Raw genomic sequence first — 25,146 nt, forward strand, 5'->3', positions numbered from 1 at the left:
ATCTTTTGATCTTCAAAACAGAATCAAAAGATCGCAGCCTTCGGCAGCTCCTACTCCCACAATTGAAATCAGCGGCGCCTGCTAGATCACCGCACCAGGCACGGCCGCTTGTTATCGAATTTCCACCCCGCAATCAGAAACTGCATCGCGACGCTGTCATCCCGCGCGCCGAGGCCCATGCCTTTGTACAGTTCGTGGGCCTTGGCCACTTGATCCATGTCCAGCTCCACGCCAAGTCCCGGTTTCTGCGGCACTTGCACACAGCCGTCGACAATTTGCAGCGGTGCCTTGGTCAGGCGCTGGCCGTCCTGCCAGATCCAGTGAGTGTCGATGGCCGTGATCTCGCCCGGTGCGGCAGCGGCGACGTGGGTGAACATGGCCAGGGAAATATCGAAGTGGTTGTTGGAATGCGAGCCCCAGGTCAGACCCCACTCGTGGCACATCTGCGCCACGCGTACCGAACCCTGCATGGTCCAGAAGTGCGGGTCGGCCAGCGGAATATCCACGGACTGCAACTGGATCGCGTGGCCCATTTCGCGCCAGTCGGTGGCGATCATGTTGGTCGCGGTTTTCAGGCCCGTGGCGCGGCGGAATTCAGCCATCACTTCACGGCCGGAATAGCCGTTCTCAGCACCGCACGGGTCTTCGGCGTAGGCGAGCACGTGATGTTGATCACGGCACAAACGAATCGCTTCTTTCAGCGACCAGGCGCCGTTCGGGTCGAGGGTGATCCGCGCGTCGGGGAAGCGCTCGGCGAGTGCCGTCACCGCTTCGATCTCGGCATCGCCACTGAGCACGCCGCCCTTGAGTTTGAAATCCTTGAAGCCGTACCTGGCGTGCGCCGCCTCGGCCAGACGCACCACCGCTTCGGCAGTCATGGCTTTCTCGTGACGCACACGGAACCAGTCGTTGTCGGCCTCCGGTTCGCTGCGGTAGGCCAAGTCGGTCTCATGTTGATCGCCGACGTAGAACAGATAGCCGAGCATTTTCACTTCATCGCGCTGCTGGCCTTCGCCGAGCAGCGCCGCCACCGGCACGTCGAGGTGCTGGCCGAGCAGGTCGAGGAGGGCGGCTTCCAAACCGGTGACCGCGTGGATGGTGATGCGCAGGTCGAACGTCTGCAGACCACGGCCGCCGGCATCGCGGTCGGCGAAGGTCTGGCGCACCTGATTGAGGATTTTCTGGTAGGTGCCGATCGGGCTGCCGACCACCAGATTGCGTGCATCTTCCAGGGTCTGGCGAATGCGCTCGCCACCGGGCACTTCGCCGACGCCGGTGTGGCCGGCGTTGTCCTTGAGGATGACGATGTTGCGGGTGAAAAACGGCCCGTGGGCGCCGCTGAGGTTGAGCAGCATGCCGTCGTGACCGGCCACCGGTATGACCTGCATGTCGGTGATGATCGGAGCTTTGGCGGTGTCGTGAACAGTCATTGTTGTTTTCCTTGTCGAGACGAAGTCAGGCGTGTTTCGGCGCGGCGTCGGCCACAGCCTTTTCAGCAGCGGGTTTGGGCGTGGTGCGCGCGGCGAAGACGATGATTGCGGCGATGATCGAGGTTGCGGCCAGACCATAAAGACCGCCCTGAATCGAGCCGGTGTGTTGCTCCAGCAGGCCGAACGTGGTCGGCGCAACGAAGCCGCCGAGGTTGCCTACCGAGTTGATCAGCGCGATGACTGCCGCTGCGATGCGCGCATCCAGATAGGCCTGGGGGATCGGCCAGAACAGCGATGAGGCTGATTTGAAACCCAGTGCCGCAAAGCAGATCGCGACGAAGGCAAAGATCGGCCCGCCAGTGGTGGACATGAACATCCCCGCTGCGGCAATCAACAGCGCCGTGGCGACCCACGCTTGCTGGTGTTTCCACTTCGCCGACAGCGACGCGAAAGCGTACATGCCGACGATCGACAGCAACCACGGAATCGAGTTGAACAGGCCGACCTGCACGTCGCTGAGTTCGCCCATCTTCTTGATGATGCTCGGCAGCCAGAAAGTCGCGGCGTAGATGGTCAGCTGAATGAAGAAGTAGATCAGGCAGAACAGAATGATCTGCCGGTCCTTGAGCAGTTTGCCCAGCGACGGCCGGATCGGCGTTGCGGCTTCGCGGGCCTTTTGCTCGTCGTCGATGGCGCTGACCAGCGCATCCTGTTCGGCGCGGGTCAGCCATTTCGCGTCGTGGGGTTTGGCATCCAGCCAGAACCAGACAAAGACGCACAGGCACACCGAGAACATCCCTTCGATGAAGTACATCCACTGCCAGCCGTGCATGCCCAGGCCGTTGATCTGCAGGAGCAGGCCGGACAGCGGGCCGGAGATCAGCGAGGCCACGGCCGAGCCGCTGAGGAAGATTGCGATCGCCTTGCCGCGTTCGACGCCGGGCAGCCAGCGGGTGAAGTAATAAATCACCCCGGGAAAGAACCCGGCCTCGGCGACACCGAGCAGGAACCGCAAGATATAAAAGTGGGTTTCGTTCTGAATGAACGCCATGCAGGCCGCGACCACGCCCCAGGTGAACATGATGCGAGTCAGCCAGATGCGTGCGCCGACTTTCTGCAGAAGCATGTTGGACGGCACTTCGAACAGGGCGTAACCGATGAAGAACAGCCCGGCGCCGAAGCCGTAGGCGGCAGCACCAATACCCAGATCGGTTTCCATGTGAGTGCGGACGAAGCCGATGTTCACCCGGTCAATGTAATTGACGATGAACATGATCACGAAGAGCGGCAGGACGTGGCGTTTGACTTTGGAGATGGCCGAGGCGAGCGTCGGATCGACGCTTTCCTGCATCCCGGAGATGGAGGTTTTCACTTGTGTTTCTCCCACTGATTATTTTTATGCGGGTAGGGCCGGGTGGTGCGTTGTTGCTAGACATCATACAACTGAGTATTTTTGTCCTACAAGTGGGGAGGGGCGATTAAATTCCTCTGTTCGTGCGGTTTCTTATGCGATAACTGGATAGCGGCCCGTATTTATTAGCTGTTTAGCTAGGTGGGCGGAGCGCTTCTTTGAATGTGGCCAATGATGGACATTGGCAGCCTTGCCTCAAAATACCGAAGATAATTGAGTGTTGTCATACAAGTTGCTGAGCCATCAACCGCTAAAATCCATCTCAACCGTCACGACGCAGTGCTACGATCGGCCAGCCCCGATCACCGGAACCGATCATGCAAGAAGACCTCGACGCGCCCGCGCGCAAACGCACGCACAACCTCGCTCATGACCTGGTGGAAAAGCTCACCCAGAGCATCCTGCTGGGACAACTGTTGCCCGGTGACAAACTGCCGTCGGAGAACGCCATCGTTCAGGAGCATGGTGTGAGCCGCACGGTGGTGCGCGAGGCGATTTCCAAGTTGCAGGCCTCGGGGCTGGTGGAGACGCGCCATGGCATCGGCACTTTCGTCATCGAGCGCGCAGCGGAGCAGGGCCTGCGCCTGAATGTCGACACTGCACTTGGCGTGCGCAGCATTCTCGAGTTGCGCATGGGCCTGGAGACGCAAGCGGCGGCGCTGGCGGCGCAGCGGCGCAGTGAGCAGCAATTGCAGCAGATGCGTCAGGCGCTGGATGACTATCAGCGGTTGCTGACCAACAACGACAGTTGCGTGGAAGCTGATCGGCGCTTTCATCTGCTGATCGCCGAGGCCACCGGCAACGCTTGCTTCAGCGAGATCATGCAGCACCTGGGCAGCGCGATGATCCCGCGTAATCGGCTCAATGCCGCCGAGCGCGGCGCGGCGGATCTGAGCAAACTCGGGCATCTGGCCAATCTGGAACACGAGGCGATTCTGAATGCGATCAAACGTCAGGACGCCGACGCTGCCCGCGCCGCGATGTGGCTGCACCTGACCAATAGTCGTGATCGCTTTATCGCCCGGAGTTGATGCCGCTGGTCTGATCTATCGCACGCCGTCGATGGCCGCGCTTCCAAACCATACGCCCCGGATAATCCGGGCCAGTATTGAGAGGTGCAGCATGGCTGATGACGCGCTTGTTCCCGGTGGCATGGTGCCCACCGAGCAGACCCACCCCGTATCCGGCACCGACGAGCCGACGCTGAGTGATCATGACGCACCGCCGGGCATGCACCCGGGGCGCGACCCATTGAGCGATGGCGACCGGCCGGATGACTGGAAGGATCCGCCGGATGACGAAGAAGATGTCCCGCCGGCGGATGAGCCGACGCCGTTGTCGGATGATTTGCGCTGAATTGTTGCCTGGCTTGCCGGCCTCATGGCTGGCAAGCCACCGCAGCGGATCTGTGTCCTACAGACATCCGCTATGGGAGCGAGCCTGCTCGCGAAGACGGCATCTGCTTCACAACAGATTTACGCCTTGGTCTCAACTGCCCGAACTACCCCAATCCCACGCTCCAGATTCAACGCCAACACGCTGGTCAACACCACCACCGCGCCCAACAGCACCATTAACGTCGGCCGTTCCCCCAAACCCCACGACGCTATTCCCATGGCCGCCGGCGGTATGAGATACAAGGTCATCGTCGCCCGGCTCAAATCCACATGCTTGAGCACGAAACCCCAGGCCAGATAAGCCAATGCGCTGGGAAACACCCCCAACATCAACACCGCCCACTGCACAGGCGTCGGCGCATTCATCACGGCTTCAGCCAGCCCCGGCAGATAGATCAGCAACAGCAACGTTCCCGACCACACCGCATAGCACCCCAGGCTGAAGCCGTCGTAGCGCCGCGCGTGATGTTTTTGCAGGGCGAAATAGATGCTCCAGGAAAACGCCGCCAGCAAGATCAGCCACCCATGTGCACCGATAGCGCCCAAGCCTTTATCGCCGCTGACCACGATCACTACGCCGACAAACCCAAGCAATACGCAACCCCAGCGCCAGGCGCTGACGCGATCCTTGAACACGCACTGCGCCAGCAGCGTGCTGAACAACGGGCTCGATTGCGCCAGCACGCTGGAAGCGCCGGCGCTGATGCCTTGCTGGCCGATATTCAAGGCGACGTGATGCAGGCTGACGGCAAAGAACCCCAAGGCAAACAGCAACGGCACATCGCGCCATTGCGGCAGGCGAATGCCTTTGAAGATTGCGATCAGCGCCATCAGCAGCGATGCCAGCAGAAAACGCAGTAAGGCCAGATGTCCGGGCTCATACCCTTGCAAGCCGATGTGAATACCGGTGGGCGAATAGGACCAGCAGCCGATGACAAACGCCATGGCCAGGATGATTTTGCAGGTAGAAATGGAAGTCATGATCGAGGCACCAGGGCAGTGGATGCGCCGAGTATTCGGGCGCCCGACCATTCGCCACAACTGACTTATACTGCGGCGAATGTTCACTCGGAGTGATGATTATGGAGCTGGCGCAAATCCGCATGTTCAAGACTGTGGCCGAGGTCGGCAGCATTGCCCGGGCCTCCGAAAAGCTGTTCTGCGTGCCGTCGAACATCACTGCGCGGATCAAAGCGCTGGAGGCCGAATTGGGCGTAGCGCTGTTCTTGCGCGAGGGGCGCGGGCTGCGCATCAGCCCGGCGGGGCAGACCTTTCTGGTTTACGCGGAAAAAATTCTGGCGCTGACCGTTGAAGCTAAACGTGCGCTCGACCCTGCTGCCGAGCCATCCGGACCGCTGCGCATCGGCGCCATCGAATCTTCAGCCACCGGGCGATTGCCGCGTTTGCTGGCGAAATTCCACAAGCGTTATCCGCAAGTGGCGCTGGAGCTCACCACTGGCACCTGGGGCCAGCTGCTCGACGACACCGTCAACCATCGTCTGGATGGCGCGATCGTGGCGGTGGATGTCGAACGTGCGCAGCTCAATCGTACGCCGATGTACCGCGAGCAATTGCTGCTGATCGCTTCGACGTCATTCGGTGCGGTGCGCGACATATCGGATTTACAAGACAAAACCGTGTTCATGTGGCCGCAGGGGTGCCCTTACCGCGCGGCACTCGAGCATTGGCTGTTGCGCCAGGGGCAGGCGCTGCCGATCGTCAGCCTGGCCAGTTACGGGGCTATTGTCGGCTGCGTCAGTGCTGGCGCTGGGGTGGCGTTGGTACCCAAGGGCGTGTTCGAGCAGTACGCCAAAGGCGCGGGCTGCGTGGGGTATGAGTTTGCCGAACTGACGGCGATCGAGAATTTGTTCTACTGGCATGAGAATGCCGGAGTGCACCCGGCGCGGGAGGCGTTTGTGGCGATGTTGCGCGAGGAGTTTGCCGAGGCAAGTTTGCGACAGTGACCGTTCCCACGCTCCGCCTGGGAACGATCAAAATCAGAAGATCGCAGCCTTCGGCAGCTCCTGCAGAGGCGTGTTTTCAGCGTTCAATCGGGGCCAAATCCCGCATCAACAACCCAAAACGCAAATCCACCGCGTCCGGTATCGGCACGTAAACCGTATGCCCATCCCCCGGCGCCACCTCGATCGCGTCCCCGCAGGCACTCTGCAACTCATGCAGATCAAAATGAAAATTGCCTTTGGGCGTCATCAACTCCAGGTGGTCGCCCAAGGCAAACCGGTTCTTCACTTTCACCTGCGCCAAGCGATCCCTTCGCTCGCCGGTCAGTTCTCCAACAAACTGCTGGCGCTCCGACACCGAACTGCCGTGCTGATAGTTCTGGTATTCGTCATGCACATGCCGGCGCAGAAAACCCTCGGTGTAGCCACGCTGGGCCAGTGATTCCAGATCAAGCATCAGGCTGCGATCGAACTCGCGCCCGGCCACGGCATCATCGATCGCTCGGCGATACACCTGGGTGGTGCGTGCGCAGTAAAAATGCGATTTGGTGCGGCCCTCAATCTTTAGCGAATGCACGCCCATGCGCGTCAACCGCTCGACATGCTGCACGGCGCGCAGGTCCTTGGCGTTCATGATGTAGGTGCCGTGTTCGTCTTCGAAGGCCGGCATCAATTCATCCGGGCGGTTGGCTTCCTGAAGCAGAAATGCCCGATCAGTCGGCGCGCCGAGGCCTAGGGTCGGCTCGGGTTCAAAGGTCTGGACGATCTCGCCGAGCTGATTTTCCGTAGCTTCGTGCGCCGAGTACTTCCAACGGCAGGCGTTGGTGCAAGTGCCTTGGTTGGCATCGCGCTTGTTCATGTAGCCGGAAAGCAGGCAGCGCCCGGAATAAGCCATGCACAACGCGCCGTGCACGAACACTTCGAGCTCCATGGCCGGTACCTGCTCGCGGATTTCACCAATTTCTTCCAGGGACAATTCGCGCGACAGAATGATCCGGCTCAGCCCCTGTTGCTGCCAGAACTCGACACTCGCCCAATTCACCGTGTTGGCCTGCACCGAGAGGTGAATCGGCATCTGCGCAAAATGCCGGCGTACCAGCATGATCAGGCCAGGGTCGGACATGATCAGCGCATCGGGCGCCATCTCGATCACCGGCGCCAGATCCTTGAGGAACGTCTTCAACTTGGCGTTGTGCGGAGCAATGTTGACCACCACATAGAAACGCTTGCCCTGCGCCTGCGCCTCACGAATGCCCAGCGCCAGGTTGGCGTGATCGAATTCGTTGTTGCGCACCCGCAGGCTGTAGCGCGGCTGACCGGCGTAGACCGCGTCGGCACCGTAGGCAAAGGCGTAGCGCATGTTTTTCAGGGTGCCGGCGGGGGCGAGGAGCTCGGGGGCGATGAGAGTTGGCATCTGGGCGTCGGTCGCAAAAGCCGCGCAGGGTAGGTCAGCTGTCGCGAGCGTTTATTGATCTGGATCTATGCTCCATGAATAAACATGGCACTCGCGCGCGCGGCGGCTGACTAAGTGGGGCAGGCGTGCGTGACGCCTGACTGACATGGACCGGATATGAACGAAAAGAGTCTGCAATTCAAATCCCTGACAGTGCTGCTGGTACTGGTCACGGTGGCCTTTATCTGGATTCTGTTGCCGTTCTACGGCGCGGTGTTCTGGGCCGTCATCCTTGGCATTCTGTTTGCGCCGGTGCAGCGCAAGTTGCAGTTGAAATTCGGCTGGCCACGCAACGTCACCTCGCTGTGCACCTTGAGCCTGTGCCTGGTGATGGCGATTCTGCCGGTGATCATCGTCAGCATTCTGCTGGTGCAGGAAGGGGCGACGGTTTACAAGAACATCGAAAGCGGTGAGCTGGACATCGCCGCGTATCTGGCGCAGTTCAAGCACAGCTTGCCGCCATATTTTCAGCATTTGCTCGACCGCTTTGGCATGGGCGAACTTGACAGTCTGCGGGAGAAAATCGTCAAAACGGCCATGCAGGGCAGTCAGGTGCTGGCGACGCAGGCGTTCAGTTTTGGCCAGGGTACGTTTGAGTTCGTGGTGAGCTTTTTCATCATGCTGTATCTGCTGTTTTTCTTTCTGCGCGATGGTCCCGAGCTGGCGCGCAAGATGCGCACTGCCGTACCTCTGGAGGAAACCCACAAGCGCCGCCTGCAATTGAAGTTCAACCGCGTGGTGCGCGCGACGGTCAAGGGCAACGTGGTGGTGGCCGTGACGCAAGGCGCGCTGGGCGGGGCGATTTTCTGGTTTCTCGACATTCCCAGCGCGTTGCTCTGGGCGGTGCTGATGGCATTTCTGTCGCTGTTGCCAGCGGTGGGGGCGGGGATTGTCTGGGCGCCGGTGGCGATCTACTTCCTGCTCAGCGGCATGATCTGGCAGGGCGTGGTGCTGGGCTTGTTCGGCGTATTCGTGATCGGCCTGGTCGACAACGTGCTGCGCCCGATTCTGGTGGGCAAAGACACGAAAATGCCCGACTACCTGATTCTGGTTTCCACACTCGGCGGCCTTGCGGTATTTGGCCTCAATGGCTTTGTGATCGGTCCGCTGATCGCCGCGTTGTTTCTGTCGAGCTGGGCACTGTTTGTCGAGACCAAGCCCAAGGTGCAACTGCCTTAGGCATGAAACGCGCTGCTGGCGACTTGTTGCGACAAGGCCTGAGCCGCTGGCAAGGAGGTGAGCGGACCGCTGATCGGCTCGCCATCGCGCACCAGATACCAACAGGCGAGCAAACCGGATGCACGCAGCGAAGCGGGAACTGCGCTGCCGATCACCGACATGATTTGAACCTGAGCCATGGGAAAACCTCCATCAAACTGATGGGGCTACCTTAAGGATTTGCCGGCACGACGGACAATCAACGCTTTCGATAGTGGTCATTGACGCCAGTGAGGTCTGGCTTCATTCGACCACTTGATCGAGCATGTGCATGACTTCGCGTTCATTGAGCAGGCCCTTGTGCACGAGGTTTTCGGCGAGCAGGGACAGCAGCTTGGCGCAGCGATGGCCTTCCAGATGCTTGAGCTCGGTGAGCGCGCCGTACACCTTGCTCGAGGTGCACAAACCGACGATGCGGTGCGGATTTTGGGTGGGCATACAGTCGTCCTTGTTGTTATCGGTCTGTTGTTTACGGACGGATTCAGATTGCGGTTCCGTCATGACAAAACAGTGACCGTTTGATGAAAAAAGTGCCAACGGTCGAGTTAATCATGCCGACTTTAGCTGCTCAAACTGTCCTCACAGCGACCTTGGCGAGATTTTTTCAGACGTTGGCCGACCAGCGGTCATTAAAAAGCCCCGCTCGAAAGCAGGGCTCTGTGTTGCGCTTACCAGCGTGGACCGCCGTAATAGCCATGCGGGCCGCCGTAGTAGCCGTGGGGCCGACCGTAATAACCACGAGGCGGGCCGTAGTAGACCGGCGCCGGCTGCACGTATACCGGTTGTTGCACATACACCGGCGCCGGTTGGTAGTAGACCGGTGGCGGCGGTTGCTGCACGTAGACCGGTTGCGGCTGAACATAGACCGGCTGTTGCTGCACGTACACCGGCCGATCCTGGTTGATCAGTGCCGAGCCGATGATGGCCGAACCGACAATCGCGCCAAACACTGCAGGGCCCTGCCAGCCATGGCCACCACCCGCTTCAGCCTGTCCGGTGACTGCGAGCGCGCCAATCAACAAAGCCATGATGGGAAGTTTACGAATCATGATAAGTCCTCGGTTCATCGACCCGGCGCCGCGGCCTGAATCAGGCCCACAGTTGTCGCGGGGATACAGCTAAGACAGCAAATTCGCGAAATTCAGCACAGCCGCTGGGTAAATTTTGTGTAAGGTCTGTAGCGGCTTCTTTACCCGGCTGCGCGGCGCCGCAAACAAGCCGAAATGATGATTCAGAACCCGGTGGGCCGGCCAATGCTGCCCATCCGAAAGTGCGTTTGAAGGAGAAGTTGCATGCAGATGAACCCGAACAAAGACACCCAACTGTGCATGTCCCTGTCCGGGCGGCCAGGGAATTTCGGTCTGCGTTTTCACAACCATTTGTATGAACAGCTGGGCCTGAATTTCTATTACAAGGCCTTCAGCAGCCGGGACCTGACCGGCGCGGTCGGTGGCATCCGTGCCCTGGGCATTCGTGGCTGCGGCGTGTCGATGCCGTTCAAAGAGGCCTGCATTGCATTGGTCGATGAGCTCGATGCCTCGGCGGCGGCGATCCAGTCAATCAATACCATCGTCAACACCAATGGCCACCTCAAGGCTTACAACACCGATTACATCGCCGTCGCGCAGTTGCTGGCAGGGCACGCGGTGCCCAAGGATTCCACGTTCGCCCTGCGTGGCAGTGGGGGCATGGCCAAAGCGGTGGCCAGTGCCTTGCGCGATGGCGGTTACCAGAACGGCTTGATTGTCGCTCGCAACGAACGCGCCGGGCGTGCTTTGGCGGATTCGCTGGGCTATCGCTGGCAGGCCGAACTTGGCGCCGAGCGCCCGCAGATGCTGATCAATGTCACCCCCGTGGGCATGGACGGCGGGCCGGAGGCGGGGCAACTCGCGTTTGAGCCTGAAGTGATCAAAGCGGCGGACACCGTGTTCGATGTGGTGGCGATCCCTTCGCAGACGCCGCTGATCGTGCGCGCGCGGGCCGAGGGCAAGCGCGTGATCACTGGGCTTGAGGTGATTGCGATCCAGGCACTGGAGCAGTTTGTTCTGTATACCGGCGTGCGGCCGAATGAGGCGCAGTTTGCGGCGGCGGTGGATTTTGCGCGCAGCTGAGTCTTGCGGTGGCTGCGAGGCGCTCATCGCTGGCTTGCCTGCGATGAGGTCAACTCGGTTTATCTGGTTGTCTATTATTCAAGGCCGGCAAACACACACCTGCCCACCACAAAAACCATAACCGAGGCCGCCCATGCATCCGCCGATCATTAATCTCAACGAGGTCGAACTTCAAGCTTTGCCCGAAGCCCTGGCTCCTGAAGGCGAAACCGCCGGGCGCTATCAGCAGCGTATCGCGCGGATCGGTCAGCAACTGGGTGCACAAAAACTCGGTTATCGTCTGTATGTGCTGCCACCCGGCATGCGCGGCAGTCCATTCCACAGTCATCGGGTCAATGAGGAAATGTTCTACGTGGTGGCCGGGGAGGGCGAAGTGCGGTTGGGAGGCGAGCGTTTTCCGATCCGCGCCGGTGATGTGGTCGCCTGCCCACCGGGCGGGCCGGAGAAGGCCCATCAGATCATCAATACCAGCGCCGGCGAATTGCGTTATCTGGCGATCAGCACCCAGCAGCAACCTGAGATTTGCGAGTATCCGGATTCGAACAAATATGCGGTGATGGATAACTTCGCGGTTGATGCAGAGGGCAATCCCACGGGATTTGTCGCCGTCGCGCGACAGGCCGATGGCGTGGATTACTGGGACGGCGAATAGCACACAGATCCTGAATTGGATGAATAATCCCCTGTGGCAGCGGGCTTGCTCGCGAATGCGGTGGATCAGTCAAATCACCTTTGAATGACACACCGCATTCGCGAGCAAGCCCGCTCCCACAGTTGAACTGTGTTGGTTATTCGAGGCGGGCCAGGCGTTCTTCCAGTGCCGCGATGCGGGCCTCGAGTTCTTCGATACGCTCCAGCGAGACGCCGCCGCTCGAACGCTCTGCGGGATTCTGCCGCGCCGCCAATATCGCCTCGATGTCCGCCGGATCGCCCAGCGCGTGGGTGTAGCGATCCTCGCGCTGCCCGGACTGACGCGGAATCAGTACCGCCAGTCCGCGGGCGATCAGGCGTTCAAGCTGATGCACCACTTGCTCGGCGTCCTCGAACTCGTGCATGCGTGCGCTGCGGGTCAGCAGTTCGTTGACGGTCTGCGGGCCGCGCAGAAACATCAGGCCAGTCAGAATCACCTGCGCCGGCACCAGCTCCAGCGCCTTGTCGACCTTGTGCTCCCAGCGGTCGGCGCGGCTGCCCATGACCAGCCGGGTAAAACCGCGACCTTCCAGCGCCCGCAGGCTCTGGCCGACCTGGCCCTGATTGAGGTTCATCACCGGTTCGCGGCTGGTCTTCTGATTGCAGGCCAGCACCAGCGCGTTGAGGGTCAGCGGATAGGTTTCCGGGCTGGTGGCCTGTTTTTCGATCAGCGCACCCAGAATGCGGATTTCCGTGGCAGTGAGCCGTAGCTGTTCGGAGGTGGATTCTTGTTCGTTACTCATCGCGCGTTCCCTCTGCAGTCGAAGCCGCCTAGCCTAATCCTTGCCAAACAAAAGGCAAGTCGTGCGGTCATCAAGCATGGCTATAATCGCCACCACGTATTACCCAGCCATCACATGAGACTGCCATGACCATTTCACTCTACGCCGCATCCGTTCCGGTTTTTCAACAAATGCTCAATGCCCTGAGCGATGTGTTGAAAAAGGCTGAAGCCCACGCCAGCGCGAAAAACATCGACCAAAGCGCCTTCCTGCAAGCGCGTCTGTACCCGGACATGTTCCCGCTGGTGCGTCAGGTGCAGATTGCCGTGGATTTCGCCAAAGGTGTTTCGGCGCGTCTGGCCGAAGTCGAGCTGCCGAAGTACGACGACACCGAAACCACCTTCGCCGAGCTGCAAGCGCTGATTGCCAAGGTTCTGGCCTTCATAGGCGAGATCAAGCCAGAGCAGATCGACGGCAAGGAAGGCATCGAAATCGTTACGCGCCCGGGTACGCCGAAAGAGAAGCGCTTCACTGGGCAGGCGTATCTGCTGACTTACGGCTTGCCGCAGTTCTTCTTCCACGTCACCACCACCTACGCGCTGCTGCGTCATAACGGCGTTGAAGTAGGTAAGCGCGATTACATGGGCGCGTTCTAAACACCCGGATACGAAAAAGCCCGCCAAGGTTCGCGCCTTGGCGGGCTTTGATCGTTCCCACGCGCAGCAAAGGAATGCAGCCCGGGACGCTCTGCGTCACATCCAGAGCCGAACGCGGAGCGTCCGTTGATTCATTCCCACGCAGAGTGTGGGAACGATCTGCAAAACTCCCACGCTCCCCGTTTTTCCTACAGCACGATCATGCGCGCTGAGCTTTCTCTTCTTCGCCCAGGCAAGCCGCCGCTGTAAACAGCACGTCAGTCGACGAGTTCAACGCGGTCTCCGCCGAATCCTGCAGCACGCCAATAATGAAGCCCACCGCCACGACCTGCATGGCAATCTCGCTCGGGATGCCGAACAGGCTGCACGCCAGCGGAATCAGCAGCAGCGAGCCACCGGCTACACCCGAAGCGCCACAGGCGCAGACGGCTGCGACGACGCTGAGCAGGATCGCGGTCGGAATGTCCACGGCGATGCCCAGGGTGTGTACGGCCGCCAGGGCCAGCACGGTAATGGTGATCGCCGCGCCGGCCATGTTGATGGTGGCGCCCAGCGGGATCGACACCGAGTAGGTGTCTTCGTGCAGGCCCAGGCGTTTGCTCAATTCCAGATTGACCGGAATGTTTGCCGCCGAGCTGCGGGTGAAGAATGCAGTAATGCCGCTTTCACGCAGGCACATCAGCGTCAGTGGGTACGGGTTGCGGCGCAGCTTCCAGAATACGATCAGCGGGTTCATCACCAACGCGACGAAGAGCATGCAGCCCAACAGTACGGCGAGCAAGTGCGCATAACCGAGCAGCGCGCCGAAACCGGAGGTGGCGAGTGTCGAAGCCACCAGCCCGAAGATGCCCAGCGGGGCGAAGCGAATCACCACGCGTACGATCACGGTCACACCGTTGGACAGGTCGCCCAGCACTTCGCGGGTCGTGTCGCCGGCGTGGCGAATGGCGATGCCCATGCCGATCGCCCAAGCCAGAATGCCGATGAAATTGGCATTCATCAGCGCGCTGACCGGGTTATCCACGACGCTCAGCAGCAGGCTTTGCAGGACTTCGCCGATACCGCCGGGTGCGGTCACGGCAACGTTTTCGGTGGCCAACACCAGATTCGACGGGAACGCCATGCTGGCGACTACGGCCGCCACCGCAGCGCTGAATGTACCCAGCAAGTAAAGGAACAGGATCGGCCGGATATGGGTTTCCTGACCGTGCTTGTGGTTGGCGATCGAGGCCATCACCAGCACGAACACCAGAATCGGCGCCACGGCTTTCAACGCCGAGACAAACACTTTGCCGATGAACGCGGTGGACTTCGCCAGCTCCGGTGCAATCAGGGCCAGGGCAATACCGGCGATCAGACCAATGACGATCTGGCTGACCAGACTCAGGCGTTTCAGGCGTTGCAGTAACGAAGGGGATGAAGCGGTCATAGCGGCATCTCTGTTTTTTATAGGGTGCGAAGCGTCGTGGGCAGTCACGAAACGCCTGTCGAGGTGATATCAGCGCGGCTAAACGCAGCGTTGAGCAGCTGTACGATTTTCAGGGCGCGGACTTTATCACAGCGTAGGCGTGAACCTTCAGGCCTGTGACGATCTGCCACCGGATCGGCACGGCAGATCGGCAGTTTTGGGCAACTCAGTGCGGACACAGTCTGTTAAGATTCGCCATCCTCATTTTCAAATTTGCCAGCGGACCTCCGGGTCATCGCTGGTGTCGTCGTTTTGCTGGAGTTGCGCATGCTGTTGCCTATTCTTCTGTTGTCCGCTGCCGGGTTCACGGTGCTGACCACGGAATTCGTCATTGTCGGCCTGCTGCCGGCGATCGCCCGAGACCTCGAAGTCACTATCCCGCAGGCCGGGCTGCTGGTGACCTTGTTCGCCTTCACCGTGGCACTGTTCGGCCCGTTCCTGACCGCGTATTTCGCCCGTTTCGAACGGCGCAAGCTGTTCATCAGCATTCTGATCATGTTCGGTCTGGCCAATACCGTTGCAGCATTGGCACCGAACATCTGGGTGATGGCCATTGCGCGTTTGATTCCGGCGCTGGGCTTGCCAGTGTTCTGGGCATTGGCCAGTGAAACGGCGGTGGATATCGTCGGCCCGGATTTCGCCGGTCGTGCGATTGCCAAAATCGGCTTCGGTATCGTCTGCGCGACGGTGTTCGGCATTCCGGTCGGCACGCTGATTTCCGACGCGTTCGGCTGGCGCAGCGCATTCGGCATTCTAGCGTTGATCGCATTCGCCAAAGCCCTGCTGCTGTTTGTCTACCTGCCGAAAACCAGTCTGCACCAGCATCAGGTCAGCTTCCGTTCGCAGTTCAAAATCCTGCGTAGCCCCTTGATGATCGGACATATCGTCCTGTCGATTCTGGTGTTCAGCGGCATGTTTACCGCTTACACCTACCTGGCCGACATCCTCGAACGCCTCGCCGGTTTCAATGGCACCGTGGTCGGCTGGTGCCTGATGGCGTTTGGTGCAGTCGGCTTGATTGGCAACTCGCTCGGTGGGCGTGCGGTGGATCGGCATCCGCTGGGAGCGTCGGTGCTGTTCTGCGCGTTCATGATCGCCGGCATGGTTTCGCTGGTGCCGAACATACATTCGCCAGTGGGTCTTGCGGTGGCGATGGGCATCTGGGGCGTGACCCAGGCTGCGTTGTTCCTGGTCAGCCATGTGCGCCTGATGAAAGCCGCGCCGCAAGCGCCTGCGTTTGCCGCGTCGCTGAACATCGCCGGGGCCAATCTCGGCATTGGTCTGGGCGCGATTGTCGGCGGCCGGGTAATCGACAGTGCCGGTCTGGGCTTCCTGGGCTTCGCCGCTGCCGGCTTCATTCTGCTCTCGGTGTTCCTCGCCATGGTGCTGATGACGCTGAATCCGCGTGAGGCCTGCGCTTCATAACCCGGTAAACAGCTCGCGTCGGGCACCTTCGGTAATCGCAACGATGCCCGGGTGCTTGACCTTGCGTTCCACCGAGATGGCATAGAACGACTCGCTCACCGCATCGGTCTGGCCAATCAATTCGACGCCGTACTGGCGCTTTACTTCCTCGGCAATCACGCTCGGGCCGATAAAGATCCCGCTGCCGGATTGGCCGAAGGCCTGCATCAAAGCACTGTCATCGAACTCGCCGACGATCTGTGGCTGGATCTGCTGTTCAGCGAACCAGCGCTGCAATCGGCTGCGCACCACGGTTTCCGCGCCGGGAATCAGCAGCGGTGCGCCGTGCAGGCTGCGCGGGAAATCCTGCCCATACTGCGCGGCCAGTTCAGCGGTGGCGAAAAAACTGATCCCGCATTCGCCGAGCTTCTGGCTGTAGCCTTTGATGTCCAGATGCGAAGGCATAGGACTGTCGGAAATCACCAGATCCAGACGCTGGATCGCCAGGTCGGCGAGCAGGCGTTCGAGTTTGTCCTCGCGGCAGGTAATACGCAGCGGTTCGCTCAGCTCCATGGTCGGCGCGATCAGTCGATAGACGATGGATTTCGGCACCACATCGGCAACGCCGACCCGGAACAGGATCTGCTGTTCGTTGGGCTGCGCTCGCAGCATCAGCTCCAGCTCGCCGCCCAGTTGAAACATCTGCTCGGCGTAGGGCAGGGCCTGACGCCCGGCTTCGGTGAGCTCCAGCTGCCGGCCAACCCGGCGGAACAATTCCACGTTATAGGTTTGTTCGAGCAGCGAAATTTGCCCGCTGATGGTCTGCGGCGTCAGGTTCAGCTGCTCGCATGCGCGGACGATGCTGCCGGTTTTGGCTACAACCCAGAAGTAATGCAGTTGCCGGTAATTGAGCATAGTGATGGCCACTTCGTGAAAACCGAAGTATAGCCGCTAAAAATACGAATTTTCCTGAAGTGTTCATCTGCCTAGAATGCCCAGCCATCGACGGCCGGTGTCTGCGCCTGTCTGTTCATTCGAAGGAAACCTTATGAAATACACATTCCCTGCATTGATGTTTGCGTCTTTACTGGTTCTGGCCGGTTGCGATCAGGCCGAAAAAAGCGCTCAACAATTGATGGGTGCGGCGGCTGAAACCGCCAAACAAGCGATCGACGACACCCATAAGGCCGCCGAGCAAGCGCTCAGCGATGCCACCGGTGGCTTGATCCAGAAAAAAGAAACACCGGAAAAACAGGCTGAAGAATCCGAATCTTCCTCCAAGACCATCTGAACCGTCTTACACAGAGTCAGGACTGACCCATGGAATATCTGTTAGAACTCGCCGCCAGCCCCACCGCCTGGGTTGCTTTGGCCACATTGGTGGTGATGGAAATCGTGCTCGGCATCGATAACCTGATCTTTATCTCGATCCTGACCAACAAACTGCCTGAACAGCATCGGCAGAAGGCGCGCCGTATCGGTATCGGCATGGCCCTGATCCTGCGTCTGGCGCTGTTGAGCACCATCGCCTTCATCGTGCAGTTGACCGAACCTGTGATCGAAATCCTTGGCCAGGCGTTCTCCTGGAAGGACATGATCCTCATCGCTGGTGGTCTGTTCCTGGTCTGGAAAGCCACGACCGAGATCCATCACAGCATGGATCCGGCGCCGGAAGATCCGAAGACTGCGGCCTCGACCGTGACCCTCGGGTTTGCCGCAGCTATCGGTCAGATTCTGATGCTCGACATGGTGTTTTCCATCGACAGCATCATCACCGCCGTCGGCATGACCGAACACTTGCCGATCATGATTATCGCCGTGGTGGCGTCGGTGCTGGTGATGCTGCTCGCGGCTGATCCGCTGGCCAAGTTCATCAACGACAACCCGACCGTGGTCATGCTGGCGCTGGGCTTCCTGATCATGATCGGTATGACGCTGATCGCCGAAGGCTTCGGCGCCCATGTACCGAAAGGTTATGTGTACGCGGCCATGGCCTTCTCGGCCGGCATCGAGGTGTTGAACATGATGTCGCGGCGGGCGAAGCAGAAAAAGGCTGCTCAGCAGGCTTAATCGCTGACCACACCAAAGCCGCCTGGGCTTTTAAGCTCAGGCGGTTTTTTTATTTACGTTTTTTCGATTGCCGAGAGCGCTGCCCGGCGCTGGTGTGAGGGTAAATCTGGCTGATATTCAGTGCGCAGCAACGTGCCGCACTGAGTTCTCGTCTGTCTTATCGACTGGCGGCGTCTGTACCGGATGATGGTGCCGCCGTGAAATCCGCAGCACGCCCCACAACATGGCCGTCGCCACGGCCAGCCAGCCGGCTATCAACATCACAATGGTCATGGTCAGGCTCATTGGTGCCTCCTCTTCGCCCTGCATCGGGCGCCGCTTTTCGCAATTCGCTCTATTTCAGTGACAGTCTAGTCAATGGGGTGTTTCAAGCTATTGACCAAAGGTCGTTAGCAACCAATCAGTTCGCTCTATGCAATCGCAGCGTCTGCCGTTTAAGGCTATACCTGGGGCGGGTGCGGCTCTATGATCGCGAGCGTTGCCGGAACACGATGACCGGCGTCTGGAGGAGAGTGACGATGGTGCAGGTATTTTCTCGAGTGCGCGGTGCACTGTTGGTCGCCGTTTGCGTGGCGGCGCTGGGCGGATGTGCGGGCAATGTGGCGCCGGAAGTCAAACGCTTGCCGGAACGGGTCGAACTCAGCGGCACTTTCTATCGTGGCGAAGCCAACCAGAGTGGGCCACAGGTGCTGGCCAGTTTGCTGTCGCAACAAGGCATCGTCATTACCCCGGGCCTGCTGCAAAAACCGCTGCACTTACCGGGTGCCGAGGACAAACTGCAGCAGAATATGCAGAACCTCGCTCGCGAATACGGCCTGGTCGTCTATCCGTTGGACGCCAGCCTGCCCGCCTTGTTGACCCAAGTCGCTGCGGGTTATCCGGTCATGGTGCGCTTCAGCGAAGGTTCGGCATTCTGGGCCGAGCCGCGGTACGCAATCCTGTCCGGCTACGACCGCAATAAACAGAAGGTCCTGCTGCGTGCCGGCATGAATCGTCGGCAATTGATGGATTTCGGCAGCTTTGAGTCGGCGCTCGAGAAGTCCGGTGGCTGGGCGATTCTGCTTCAGAAACCGTCGCAGATTCCCGCATCCGTCGACCGTGCCCGTTGGTTGAAAGCCGCCGATGAACTGGCGCAGGCCGGTGAAGAAAACGCTGCGGCGCAGGCGCGAAAGGCGCTTGCGGCGCAGTAGAGCTCCGTTCGTCATCTGCCGGGCACGACTGCGCCCGGCGAGCCTCTGAAGATCAGTGCCCGTGCGTTGCGGGCGTATCAAGGAGGCAACATGGCAGATTCCTCAACCCCGAAAGGCCCGCATTCATCCGAACACTCTTCGGGTGATGATCTGGGATTCGATCCGGATTCGCCGGATCTTGACGATCCGCAAGTCGATCCCGTCGGCCCGGCAAAGGCTCCGCTGGATGTCGAGCCCGGTGAAGATCCGAAGAAACCGGCCAAGCCCTACGATCCGATGGCCGATCTGAAACCTTGATGTGAGGTGCGTATGAGTACCGATTCAAGCTTCGATGACCAAAAACCCGACAGCGTGCCGACCACGCCGGAGCCGGAGGTCGACCCTGTGCTGGATCCGGACAGTCCGATGCGCGACCCGCTGGCGCGACCCAACGTGCTGACGCCGGACGTTTCGCCAGAGCCGAGCTCGGGCGATGGTATTCCCGATGACGACAAGATGCCGCTGCCCAACGACTGATGCGCAGACGAAAAAAAGCCCCGAACGTTCGGGGCTTTTTCATTGCCGCTGGATCTACTTCGCCGCTTCGACTACGCCGCTCTGACGGCTTTTGAGGTTCTTGTCGGCTTTATATTGCTGTGCCACCGCAGGAACAGCGGCGCTGCGCCCGGTCTCGACCCAGCTGCGGATACGGCTGGCATCGGCAAAATGCGTGTACTTGCCAAACGCATCGAGAATCACCAGGGCGACCGGACGGTTGCCCATTTTCGTCACCAGAACCAGGCAATGGCCGGCCGGATTGGTGAAGCCGGTCTTGGTGATCTTGATGTCCCAATCGGCCTTGTTGACCAAGTGGTCGGTGTTGCGAAAGCCCAAGGTGTAGTTGGGCTTGCGGAACGCCACGGTTTTTTCCTTGGTGGTGGTCAGTTGCACAAGTAGCGGCTGCTTGTGCGCCGCCACCAGCAATTTGCTCAGGTCGCGAGCGGTGGAAACGTTGCGCTCCGACAGGCCGGTCGGCTCGACGAAGTGAGTGCTGGTCATTCCCAGAGCCTTGGCCTTGGCGTTCATCGCCGCGATAAACGCGGCATAGCCACCCGGATAATGGTGGGCGAGGCTCGCGGCAGCGCGATTTTCCGAAGACATCAAGGCGATCAGCAGCATATCGCGGCGCGGCAGTTCGCTCTTGAGTTTGACCCGGGAGAACACACCCTTCATTTCCGGGGTGTTCCTGATATCGACATCGATCCATTCGTCCATGTTCTGTCGAGCTTCCACCACCACCAGGCCAGTCATCAGCTTGCTGACAGAGGCGATCGGTACGATCACGTCAGGGTTGCTGGAATAAATGACTTTGTTGGTCTGCATATCCATGAGCAGGGCGCTGCCGGAAGCGATCTTCAATGTCGAAGCGTCGCGTGGGGCAGCGGTGGTTTCCGCAGCGTTGATCGTTGGCGTGATGAATGTGCCTGTAACAGCAAAAAACAGGCTCAGAATCGAGAGACGAATTTTCACGCGGGCGAACTCTGAAAGGTTGGATATACCGTTAGTTTGTAACGGGTTATTTCTTAAAGCCGGCGCATTTTAGGAGTATGGCTGAAGAACTGTCGATGGTTGTTTTAAAGACCTGAAAATCTCGTGAAAATGCCTGTAAAAAGAGCGGTTTCCGGCGAACGGTTCGAGTTTTTTCTCAGGCATGAAAAACCCCGCACGAGGCGGGGTTCTTGTGCAGCGGAAAAGACCGGTCAGACGTGCAGGGTTTCTGCCGCATACAGGGTGTTTTCCAGCAAGCAGGCGCGGGTCATCGGACCCACGCCGCCAGGCACTGGAGTGATCCAGCCAGCGCGGGGCAGGGCAGTTTCGTATACAACGTCACCGACCAGTTTGCCGTCGTCCTGACGGTTGATGCCGACGTCGATCACGATCGCGCCTTCCTTGATCCATTCGCCCTTGACCAGGCCAGGTTTGCCAGCGGCGACGACCACCAGGTCGGCGCGGCCGACGTGGCCGGCCAGATCCTTGGTGAAGCGGTGGGTCACGGTGACGGTACAGCCGGCCAGCAGCAATTCCATGGCCATGGGGCGACCGACGATGTTTGAAGCGCCGACAACGACAGCGTCCATACCGTAGAGATCAGCCCCGGTGCTTTCCAGCAGGTTCATGATGCCTTTCGGGGTACAGGGGCGCAGTAGCGGGATACGCTGGGCCAGGCGGCCGACGTTGTACGGATGGAAACCGTCGACGTCTTTGTCCGGGCGAATGCGCTCAAGCAGCTTGGACGCGTCGAGGTGTTCGGGCAGAGGCAACTGCAGGAGAACGCCATCGATGGCCGGGTCGTCATTAAGGCGATCGATCAGATCGGTCAGGGCGTCCTGAGTCGTGTCGCAGGGCAGATCGTAGGCTTGAGAGAGGAAGCCAACCTCTTCACAGTCTTTACGCTTGTGCGAGACATAAACCTGAGAGGCAGGATCGCTGCCGACCAGGATCACCGCGAGGCCGGGGGTGCGCAGGCCTTGCTGGCGACGCTCGGCAACTCGTTGGGCGATCTGCTGGCGCAGGCTGGCGGCGATCGATTTGCCGTCGATTAGTTGTGCAGTCATTGCGCGTGATTAACCATCGAGAGGGGAAAAAATGAGAACGCATTCTCGCATGTCGAGCGGTGAGGGCAAAGGCGCTTGGTCAGCAAATTCCTCTAACTCCTTTAATTAAATGAATTTTTTTCAAAAAGGATTTGACGACCTTTGGAGCGCTCTATACTATTCGTCGCACTTGTCGGGCACAGCCTAGCACTGGTTAAGAAGGCGAAGCGGAATCAAGGTTCTGTGACGCTGGAAAGCACTTAGTTTGTAGTCCTTTAAGAGTACAGATTAATAAGGCGCCCGTAGCTCAGCTGGATAGAGCATCCGCCTTCTAAGCGGATGGTCGCAGGTTCGAGTCCTGCCGGGTGCGCCATTAGGCAGCTTTGGCACAAGTAACGCGATATGGTGGGCGTAGCTCAGTTGGTAGAGCACGGGATTGTGACTCCCGTTGTCGTGGGTTCGATCCCCATCGTCCACCCCATATTTCGAAAGGCGCCAGATTTAACGGTCTGGCGCCTTTGCTTTAAAAGCTTCATCCGCGGATGTGGTGGAATTGGTAGACACACTGGATTTAGGTTCCAGCGCCGCGAGGCGTAAGAGTTCGAGTCTCTTCATCCGCACCAAATAAAGCTTCATCTGTGCCTCGGGCCTGATGAGGTTTCGACAAAGAAGTTATTTGGCTTTTTTGTTACGCAATATGGTGGGCGTAGCTCAGTTGGTAGAGCACGGGATTGTGACTCCCGTTGTCGTGGGTTCGATCCCCATCGTCCACCCCATATTTCGAAAGGCGCCAGATTTAACAGTCTGGCGCCTTTTTTGTTTTAGCGGTTCGAAATCCGGCCAGAGTCGATTCCGAGTCGCGGGGCAGGGCACTTCATCGCTTTTAAAGGATCGGATGACGCTGAACTGCTCGTCGCTCCGGTTTTGCTGGAGCGGCTGTCGGGGCGTATCTGATAGTTGCTTCTATATATAGAAGCATTGATGCAGAGCCCTGACCTGAGCACTTGTATTCGCCTGTGGAGTGCACGGCATTCGTGCGGCGCTCCCTATAAATTGCCTGCTGTTTTTTTACCCGTTTCCAGTAGGGTGACTTCTTGAGTTTGACCCACTAGAATGCATGCCCTTGATTCTGGGGTCGGAAACGGCCGGCTAACGTCTGTGCAACGAGGAATATCCATGCAAGTTTCTGTTGAAAATACTACTGCTCTCGAGCGCCGCATGAGCGTCACCGTGCCGGCAGAGCGCATCGAGACTCAGGTCAACAAGCGTCTGCAGCAGACTGCCCAAAAGGCCAAAATTGCTGGCTTCCGTCCAGGCAAAGTGCCAATGAGCGAAATCAAGCGCCGTTTCGGTGCTGATGCTCGTCAGGAAGCGGTAGGCGACGTCATCCAGTCTTCGTTCTACGAAGCCGTGGTTGAGCAGAAGCTCAACCCTGCCGGTTCGCCTTCGATCGAGCCTAAGTCGCTCGAAGCGGGCAAGGATCTGGAATACGTAGCTGTATTCGAAGTGTTCCCGGAATTCACCGTTGCCGGCTTCGAAGGTATCACCGTTGAGCGCCTGAGCGCTGAAGTGGCTGACGCTGACCTGGACAAAATGCTCGACATTCTGCGCAAGCAGAATACTCGTTTCGAAGTGGCCGACCGTGCCGCCCAGAACGAAGATCAACTGAACATCGATTTCGTTGGCAAGGTTGACGGCGAAGTGTTCGCTGGCGGCTCCGCCAAGGGCACTCAGCTGGTACTGGGTTCCGGCCGCATGATCCCTGGCTTCGAAGAAGGCCTGGTTGGCGCTAAAGCTGGCGAAGAACGCGTTCTGAATCTGACCTTCCCTGAGGACTATCAGAACCTGGACCTGGCTGGCAAAACTGCCGAGTTCACCGTGACCGTCAACACGGTGTCCGAGCCTAAGCTGCCTGAGCTGAACGAAGAGTTCTTCGCTCAATTCGGCATCAAGGAAAGCGGCATCGACGGTTTCCGCACCGAAGTTCGCAAGAACATGGAGCGTGAACTGCGTCAGGCGATCAAATCCAAGGTCAAGAATCAGGTCATGGACGGTCTGCTGGCCACCAACCCGATCGAAGTGCCAAAGGCTCTGCTGTCCAATGAAGTTGACCGTCTGCGCGTGCAGGCTGTTCAGCAGTTCGGCGGCAACATCAAACCAGACCAACTGCCGGCCGAGCTGTTCGAAGAGCAAGCCAAACGCCGCGTTGTGCTGGGCCTGATCGTTGCTGAAGTGGTCAAGCAGTTCGATCTCAAGCCTGATGAAGCTCGCGTTCGCGAAATGATTCAGGAAATGGCTTCCGCTTACCAGGAGCCAGAGCAGGTCGTCTCGTGGTACTACAAAAACGAGCAGCAACTGAACGAAGTGCGTTCGGTTGTGCTGGAAGAACAAGTTGTGGATACTGTTCTGCAGAAAGCTAGTGTGACCGACAAATCGGTCTCCTACGAAGAAGCAGTCAAGCCGGTAGAAGCTCCAGCAGCCGACTGATTGATTTTGCGTTAGAAGTGCACACCATAAGCCAGCTCTCGAGCTGGCTTATGCGTATTCAAGACATAACTATTTGGGAGCGACTGCAGAGCATGTTCCGTAATTCTTATATTCAGCAGAACTCTGATATCCAGGCCGCCGGCGGCCTGGTCCCGATGGTTGTCGAGCAGTCCGCTCGTGGCGAACGCGCCTACGACATCTACTCGCGCCTGCTCAAGGAGCGAGTGATCTTTCTGGTGCGCCCGGTAGACGCCTACATGGCCAACCTGATCTGTGCGCAACTGCTGTTCCTTGAAGCGGAAAACCCGGACAAGGACATCCATCTGTACATCAACTCGCCGGGCGGTTCGGTGACTGCAGGCATGTCGATCTACGACACCATGCAGTTCATCAAGCCGAACGTATCGACCACTTGCATCGGTCAGGCCTGCAGCATGGGCGCATTCCTGCTCACCGCAGGTGCGCCGGGCAAGCGTTTCTGCCTGCCAAACTCGCGCGTGATGATTCACCAGCCACTGGGTGGTTTCCAGGGCCAGGCGTCGGATATCGAAATCCACGCCAAGGAAATCCTCTTCATCCGCGAGCGACTGAACATGCTGATGGCCAAGCACAGCGGCCGTACTCTCGAAGAAATCGAGCGCGACACCAATCGCGACAATTTCATGAGTGCCGAAGCTGCGAAGGAATACGGCCTGATCGACGAAGTGATCAACCAGCGTCCAGCTTAATATAAGCATCGCAAAACAGGCCTGATCGGCATGTCCAATCAGCGGCGGGCTTGAAAAAGCCCGCAATAGCCTTCATCTTGTGTTGCAAGCCTATCGGATTTGGATCGAACGAATGACTGACACCCGCAACGGCGAGGACAACGGCAAGCTGCTCTATTGCTCCTTCTGTGGCAAAAG

The 25,146-nt window shown here is 59.0% G+C and carries 29 protein-coding genes and 4 tRNA genes; 20 read left to right on the forward strand and 13 right to left on the reverse strand.

All coding sequences use genetic code 11. From position 1 onward, the window contains the following. Positions 1-86: 86 nt before the first annotated feature. Both gudD and ACIGDJ_RS05725 read right to left on the reverse strand, forming a co-directional pair. Positions 87-1,430 (reverse strand): glucarate dehydratase, encoded by a 1,344-nt coding sequence (gudD, locus tag ACIGDJ_RS05720; protein ID WP_101159187.1) that lies wholly within the window; start codon positions 1,428-1,430, stop codon positions 87-89. Between the two features lie 25 nt (positions 1,431-1,455). Next, entirely contained in the window at positions 1,456-2,802 is a 1,347-nt protein-coding gene (locus ACIGDJ_RS05725; RefSeq protein ID WP_313002012.1) for an MFS transporter, read from the reverse strand. Between the two features lie 356 nt (positions 2,803-3,158). On the opposite strand from ACIGDJ_RS05725, the gene ACIGDJ_RS05730 reads away from it, so the two are divergent. Both ACIGDJ_RS05730 and ACIGDJ_RS05735 read left to right on the forward strand, forming a co-directional pair. Next, complete coding sequence (locus tag ACIGDJ_RS05730; protein WP_397480022.1) at positions 3,159-3,872, forward strand: FadR/GntR family transcriptional regulator; 714 nt, start codon at positions 3,159-3,161, stop codon at positions 3,870-3,872. Between the two features lie 91 nt (positions 3,873-3,963). Beyond that, entirely contained in the window at positions 3,964-4,197 is a 234-nt protein-coding gene (locus ACIGDJ_RS05735; protein ID WP_101159184.1) for a hypothetical protein, read from the forward strand. A gap of 119 nt (positions 4,198-4,316) precedes the next feature. Here the strand turns inward: ACIGDJ_RS05735 and ACIGDJ_RS05740 are convergent, their stop codons facing one another. Next, positions 4,317-5,219 (reverse strand): DMT family transporter, encoded by a 903-nt coding sequence (locus ACIGDJ_RS05740; RefSeq protein WP_397480023.1) that lies wholly within the window; start codon positions 5,217-5,219, stop codon positions 4,317-4,319. A 101-nt stretch (positions 5,220-5,320) separates the two neighbouring features. Here ACIGDJ_RS05740 and ACIGDJ_RS05745 point away from each other — a divergent pair, with 101 nt between their 5' ends. Beyond that, the gene (locus ACIGDJ_RS05745; protein ID WP_313002027.1) at positions 5,321-6,202 is read left to right on the forward strand and encodes a LysR substrate-binding domain-containing protein; all 882 of its coding nucleotides are present in this window, start codon (positions 5,321-5,323) and stop codon (positions 6,200-6,202) included. Between the two features lie 76 nt (positions 6,203-6,278). On the opposite strand, the gene yegQ is transcribed toward ACIGDJ_RS05745, so the two are convergent. Continuing rightward, positions 6,279-7,613: a tRNA 5-hydroxyuridine modification protein YegQ gene (yegQ, locus tag ACIGDJ_RS05750; protein ID WP_397480024.1), complete on the reverse strand. Its 1,335-nt coding sequence runs from the start codon at positions 7,611-7,613 to the stop codon at positions 6,279-6,281. Positions 7,614-7,769: 156 nt separating this feature from the next. Between yegQ and ACIGDJ_RS05755 the strand changes: the two genes are divergently transcribed. Then, complete coding sequence (locus tag ACIGDJ_RS05755; protein ID WP_313002036.1) at positions 7,770-8,831, forward strand: AI-2E family transporter; 1,062 nt, start codon at positions 7,770-7,772, stop codon at positions 8,829-8,831. Here ACIGDJ_RS05755 and ACIGDJ_RS05760 read toward each other — a convergent pair. The 3 genes from ACIGDJ_RS05760 to ACIGDJ_RS05770 form a co-directional block, all read right to left on the reverse strand. Continuing rightward, on the reverse strand, positions 8,828-9,010 hold the full coding sequence (locus tag ACIGDJ_RS05760) for a hypothetical protein (RefSeq protein WP_101159179.1): 183 nt from the start codon (positions 9,008-9,010) through the stop codon (positions 8,828-8,830). The two genes, ACIGDJ_RS05755 and ACIGDJ_RS05760, sit on opposite strands and share 4 nt — an antisense overlap. 103 nt (positions 9,011-9,113) lie before the next feature. Beyond that, a complete protein-coding gene (locus ACIGDJ_RS05765) occupies positions 9,114-9,308 on the reverse strand; it encodes a hypothetical protein (protein WP_101159178.1) in 195 nt (64 codons plus the stop codon). 230 nt (positions 9,309-9,538) lie between these two features. After that, positions 9,539-9,919, reverse strand: a complete 381-nt coding sequence (locus tag ACIGDJ_RS05770) for a hypothetical protein (RefSeq protein WP_024013471.1) — start codon at positions 9,917-9,919, stop codon at positions 9,539-9,541. Positions 9,920-10,162: 243 nt separating this feature from the next. On the opposite strand from ACIGDJ_RS05770, the gene ACIGDJ_RS05775 reads away from it, so the two are divergent. Both ACIGDJ_RS05775 and ACIGDJ_RS05780 read left to right on the forward strand, forming a co-directional pair. Further along, positions 10,163-10,981 (forward strand): shikimate 5-dehydrogenase, encoded by an 819-nt coding sequence (locus tag ACIGDJ_RS05775; protein WP_313002050.1) that lies wholly within the window; start codon positions 10,163-10,165, stop codon positions 10,979-10,981. Between the two features lie 133 nt (positions 10,982-11,114). After that, entirely contained in the window at positions 11,115-11,633 is a 519-nt protein-coding gene (locus tag ACIGDJ_RS05780) for a cupin domain-containing protein (protein ID WP_397480025.1), read from the forward strand. A 136-nt stretch (positions 11,634-11,769) separates the two neighbouring features. On the opposite strand, the gene ACIGDJ_RS05785 is transcribed toward ACIGDJ_RS05780, so the two are convergent. Further along, positions 11,770-12,414, reverse strand: coding sequence for a YceH family protein (locus ACIGDJ_RS05785; protein WP_101159175.1), 645 nt, complete (start codon positions 12,412-12,414; stop codon positions 11,770-11,772). Positions 12,415-12,539: 125 nt separating this feature from the next. On the opposite strand from ACIGDJ_RS05785, the gene ACIGDJ_RS05790 reads away from it, so the two are divergent. Continuing rightward, positions 12,540-13,049 (forward strand): DUF1993 family protein, encoded by a 510-nt coding sequence (locus ACIGDJ_RS05790; RefSeq protein WP_101159174.1) that lies wholly within the window; start codon positions 12,540-12,542, stop codon positions 13,047-13,049. Positions 13,050-13,248: 199 nt separating this feature from the next. Here the strand turns inward: ACIGDJ_RS05790 and sstT are convergent, their stop codons facing one another. Next, a complete protein-coding gene (gene sstT / locus ACIGDJ_RS05795) occupies positions 13,249-14,478 on the reverse strand; it encodes a serine/threonine transporter SstT (protein ID WP_397480026.1) in 1,230 nt (409 codons plus the stop codon). 306 nt (positions 14,479-14,784) lie between these two features. Between sstT and ACIGDJ_RS05800 the strand changes: the two genes are divergently transcribed. Next, a complete protein-coding gene (locus ACIGDJ_RS05800) occupies positions 14,785-15,942 on the forward strand; it encodes an MFS transporter (RefSeq protein WP_101159172.1) in 1,158 nt (385 codons plus the stop codon). On the opposite strand, the gene nhaR is transcribed toward ACIGDJ_RS05800, so the two are convergent. After that, positions 15,937-16,836, reverse strand: a complete 900-nt coding sequence (nhaR, locus tag ACIGDJ_RS05805) for a transcriptional activator NhaR (protein ID WP_042609159.1) — start codon at positions 16,834-16,836, stop codon at positions 15,937-15,939. The two genes, ACIGDJ_RS05800 and nhaR, sit on opposite strands and share 6 nt — an antisense overlap. A gap of 133 nt (positions 16,837-16,969) precedes the next feature. Here nhaR and ACIGDJ_RS05810 point away from each other — a divergent pair, with 133 nt between their 5' ends. Next, the gene (locus ACIGDJ_RS05810) at positions 16,970-17,212 is read left to right on the forward strand and encodes a hypothetical protein (RefSeq protein WP_042609160.1); all 243 of its coding nucleotides are present in this window, start codon (positions 16,970-16,972) and stop codon (positions 17,210-17,212) included. 29 nt (positions 17,213-17,241) lie between these two features. Then, positions 17,242-17,991 (forward strand): TerC family protein, encoded by a 750-nt coding sequence (locus tag ACIGDJ_RS05815; RefSeq protein ID WP_101159171.1) that lies wholly within the window; start codon positions 17,242-17,244, stop codon positions 17,989-17,991. Positions 17,992-18,108: 117 nt separating this feature from the next. Here ACIGDJ_RS05815 and ACIGDJ_RS05820 read toward each other — a convergent pair whose 3' ends face one another. After that, complete coding sequence (locus ACIGDJ_RS05820; protein ID WP_178081195.1) at positions 18,109-18,276, reverse strand: hypothetical protein; 168 nt, start codon at positions 18,274-18,276, stop codon at positions 18,109-18,111. 233 nt (positions 18,277-18,509) lie between these two features. On the opposite strand from ACIGDJ_RS05820, the gene ACIGDJ_RS05825 reads away from it, so the two are divergent. The 3 genes from ACIGDJ_RS05825 (at position 18,510) to ACIGDJ_RS05835 (ending at position 19,697) form a co-directional block, all read left to right on the forward strand. Next, positions 18,510-19,181, forward strand: coding sequence for a peptidase C39 family protein (locus ACIGDJ_RS05825; RefSeq protein ID WP_397480027.1), 672 nt, complete (start codon positions 18,510-18,512; stop codon positions 19,179-19,181). A gap of 90 nt (positions 19,182-19,271) precedes the next feature. After that, a complete protein-coding gene (locus tag ACIGDJ_RS05830) occupies positions 19,272-19,478 on the forward strand; it encodes a DUF6021 family protein (protein WP_101159169.1) in 207 nt (68 codons plus the stop codon). Positions 19,479-19,490: 12 nt separating this feature from the next. Next, positions 19,491-19,697, forward strand: coding sequence for a hypothetical protein (locus ACIGDJ_RS05835; RefSeq protein ID WP_101159168.1), 207 nt, complete (start codon positions 19,491-19,493; stop codon positions 19,695-19,697). A gap of 54 nt (positions 19,698-19,751) precedes the next feature. Here the strand turns inward: ACIGDJ_RS05835 and pbpG are convergent, their stop codons facing one another. Continuing rightward, a complete protein-coding gene (gene pbpG / locus ACIGDJ_RS05840) occupies positions 19,752-20,690 on the reverse strand; it encodes a D-alanyl-D-alanine endopeptidase (RefSeq protein WP_101159167.1) in 939 nt (312 codons plus the stop codon). A gap of 230 nt (positions 20,691-20,920) precedes the next feature. After that, positions 20,921-21,775, reverse strand: a complete 855-nt coding sequence (gene folD, locus ACIGDJ_RS05845; protein ID WP_397480028.1) for a bifunctional methylenetetrahydrofolate dehydrogenase/methenyltetrahydrofolate cyclohydrolase FolD — start codon at positions 21,773-21,775, stop codon at positions 20,921-20,923. Positions 21,776-22,050: 275 nt separating this feature from the next. On the opposite strand from folD, the gene ACIGDJ_RS05850 reads away from it, so the two are divergent. The 7 genes from ACIGDJ_RS05850 to ACIGDJ_RS05880 form a co-directional block, all read left to right on the forward strand. Further along, a tRNA-Arg gene (locus ACIGDJ_RS05850) sits at positions 22,051-22,127 on the forward strand. A gap of 32 nt (positions 22,128-22,159) precedes the next feature. Continuing rightward, a tRNA-His gene (locus ACIGDJ_RS05855) sits at positions 22,160-22,235 on the forward strand. Between the two features lie 57 nt (positions 22,236-22,292). Next, positions 22,293-22,377: transfer RNA gene (locus ACIGDJ_RS05860), tRNA-Leu, on the forward strand. A 77-nt stretch (positions 22,378-22,454) separates the two neighbouring features. Further along, positions 22,455-22,530 (forward strand) — tRNA-His (locus ACIGDJ_RS05865). A 400-nt stretch (positions 22,531-22,930) separates the two neighbouring features. Next, a complete protein-coding gene (tig, locus tag ACIGDJ_RS05870; protein WP_016775337.1) occupies positions 22,931-24,241 on the forward strand; it encodes a trigger factor in 1,311 nt (436 codons plus the stop codon). Positions 24,242-24,333: 92 nt separating this feature from the next. Beyond that, a complete protein-coding gene (gene clpP / locus ACIGDJ_RS05875) occupies positions 24,334-24,969 on the forward strand; it encodes an ATP-dependent Clp endopeptidase proteolytic subunit ClpP (protein WP_397504520.1) in 636 nt (211 codons plus the stop codon). Between the two features lie 112 nt (positions 24,970-25,081). Beyond that, the coding region (locus ACIGDJ_RS05880) for a hypothetical protein (RefSeq protein ID WP_397504523.1) at positions 25,082-25,146 on the forward strand (65 nt) is incomplete at its 3' end.

The organism is Pseudomonas sp. NPDC079367, from assembly GCF_044542195.1.
Taxonomy (GTDB): Bacteria; Pseudomonadota; Gammaproteobacteria; order Pseudomonadales; family Pseudomonadaceae; genus Aquipseudomonas.

Bases quoted from the DNA above. Each gene is read 5' to 3' on its own strand.
- ACIGDJ_RS05790 (WP_101159174.1), top strand. From the start codon at position 12,540: ATGACCATTTCACTCTACGCCGCATCCGTTCCGGTTTTTCAACAAATG.
- ACIGDJ_RS05810 (WP_042609160.1), top strand. From the start codon at position 16,970: ATGAAATACACATTCCCTGCATTGATGTTTGCGTCTTTACTGGTTCTG.
- ACIGDJ_RS05765 (WP_101159178.1), bottom strand. From the start codon at position 9,308: ATGCCCACCCAAAATCCGCACCGCATCGTCGGTTTGTGCACCTCGAGC.
- ACIGDJ_RS05770 (WP_024013471.1), bottom strand. From the start codon at position 9,919: ATGATTCGTAAACTTCCCATCATGGCTTTGTTGATTGGCGCGCTCGCA.
- ACIGDJ_RS05775 (WP_313002050.1), top strand. From the start codon at position 10,163: ATGCAGATGAACCCGAACAAAGACACCCAACTGTGCATGTCCCTGTCC.
- ACIGDJ_RS05755 (WP_313002036.1), top strand. From the start codon at position 7,770: ATGAACGAAAAGAGTCTGCAATTCAAATCCCTGACAGTGCTGCTGGTA.
- ACIGDJ_RS05785 (WP_101159175.1), bottom strand. From the start codon at position 12,414: ATGAGTAACGAACAAGAATCCACCTCCGAACAGCTACGGCTCACTGCC.
- ACIGDJ_RS05735 (WP_101159184.1), top strand. From the start codon at position 3,964: ATGGCTGATGACGCGCTTGTTCCCGGTGGCATGGTGCCCACCGAGCAG.
- folD (WP_397480028.1), bottom strand. From the start codon at position 21,775: ATGACTGCACAACTAATCGACGGCAAATCGATCGCCGCCAGCCTGCGC.
- tig (WP_016775337.1), top strand. From the start codon at position 22,931: ATGCAAGTTTCTGTTGAAAATACTACTGCTCTCGAGCGCCGCATGAGC.
- ACIGDJ_RS05815 (WP_101159171.1), top strand. From the start codon at position 17,242: ATGGAATATCTGTTAGAACTCGCCGCCAGCCCCACCGCCTGGGTTGCT.
- ACIGDJ_RS05760 (WP_101159179.1), bottom strand. From the start codon at position 9,010: ATGGCTCAGGTTCAAATCATGTCGGTGATCGGCAGCGCAGTTCCCGCT.
- ACIGDJ_RS05780 (WP_397480025.1), top strand. From the start codon at position 11,115: ATGCATCCGCCGATCATTAATCTCAACGAGGTCGAACTTCAAGCTTTG.
- ACIGDJ_RS05835 (WP_101159168.1), top strand. From the start codon at position 19,491: ATGAGTACCGATTCAAGCTTCGATGACCAAAAACCCGACAGCGTGCCG.
- ACIGDJ_RS05740 (WP_397480023.1), bottom strand. From the start codon at position 5,219: ATGACTTCCATTTCTACCTGCAAAATCATCCTGGCCATGGCGTTTGTC.
- gudD (WP_101159187.1), bottom strand. From the start codon at position 1,430: ATGACTGTTCACGACACCGCCAAAGCTCCGATCATCACCGACATGCAG.
- ACIGDJ_RS05820 (WP_178081195.1), bottom strand. From the start codon at position 18,276: ATGAGCCTGACCATGACCATTGTGATGTTGATAGCCGGCTGGCTGGCC.
- ACIGDJ_RS05745 (WP_313002027.1), top strand. From the start codon at position 5,321: ATGGAGCTGGCGCAAATCCGCATGTTCAAGACTGTGGCCGAGGTCGGC.
- ACIGDJ_RS05800 (WP_101159172.1), top strand. From the start codon at position 14,785: ATGCTGTTGCCTATTCTTCTGTTGTCCGCTGCCGGGTTCACGGTGCTG.
- sstT (WP_397480026.1), bottom strand. From the start codon at position 14,478: ATGACCGCTTCATCCCCTTCGTTACTGCAACGCCTGAAACGCCTGAGT.
- yegQ (WP_397480024.1), bottom strand. From the start codon at position 7,613: ATGCCAACTCTCATCGCCCCCGAGCTCCTCGCCCCCGCCGGCACCCTG.
- ACIGDJ_RS05730 (WP_397480022.1), top strand. From the start codon at position 3,159: ATGCAAGAAGACCTCGACGCGCCCGCGCGCAAACGCACGCACAACCTC.
- ACIGDJ_RS05830 (WP_101159169.1), top strand. From the start codon at position 19,272: ATGGCAGATTCCTCAACCCCGAAAGGCCCGCATTCATCCGAACACTCT.
- nhaR (WP_042609159.1), bottom strand. From the start codon at position 16,836: ATGCTCAATTACCGGCAACTGCATTACTTCTGGGTTGTAGCCAAAACC.
- ACIGDJ_RS05825 (WP_397480027.1), top strand. From the start codon at position 18,510: ATGGTGCAGGTATTTTCTCGAGTGCGCGGTGCACTGTTGGTCGCCGTT.
- clpP (WP_397504520.1), top strand. From the start codon at position 24,334: ATGTTCCGTAATTCTTATATTCAGCAGAACTCTGATATCCAGGCCGCC.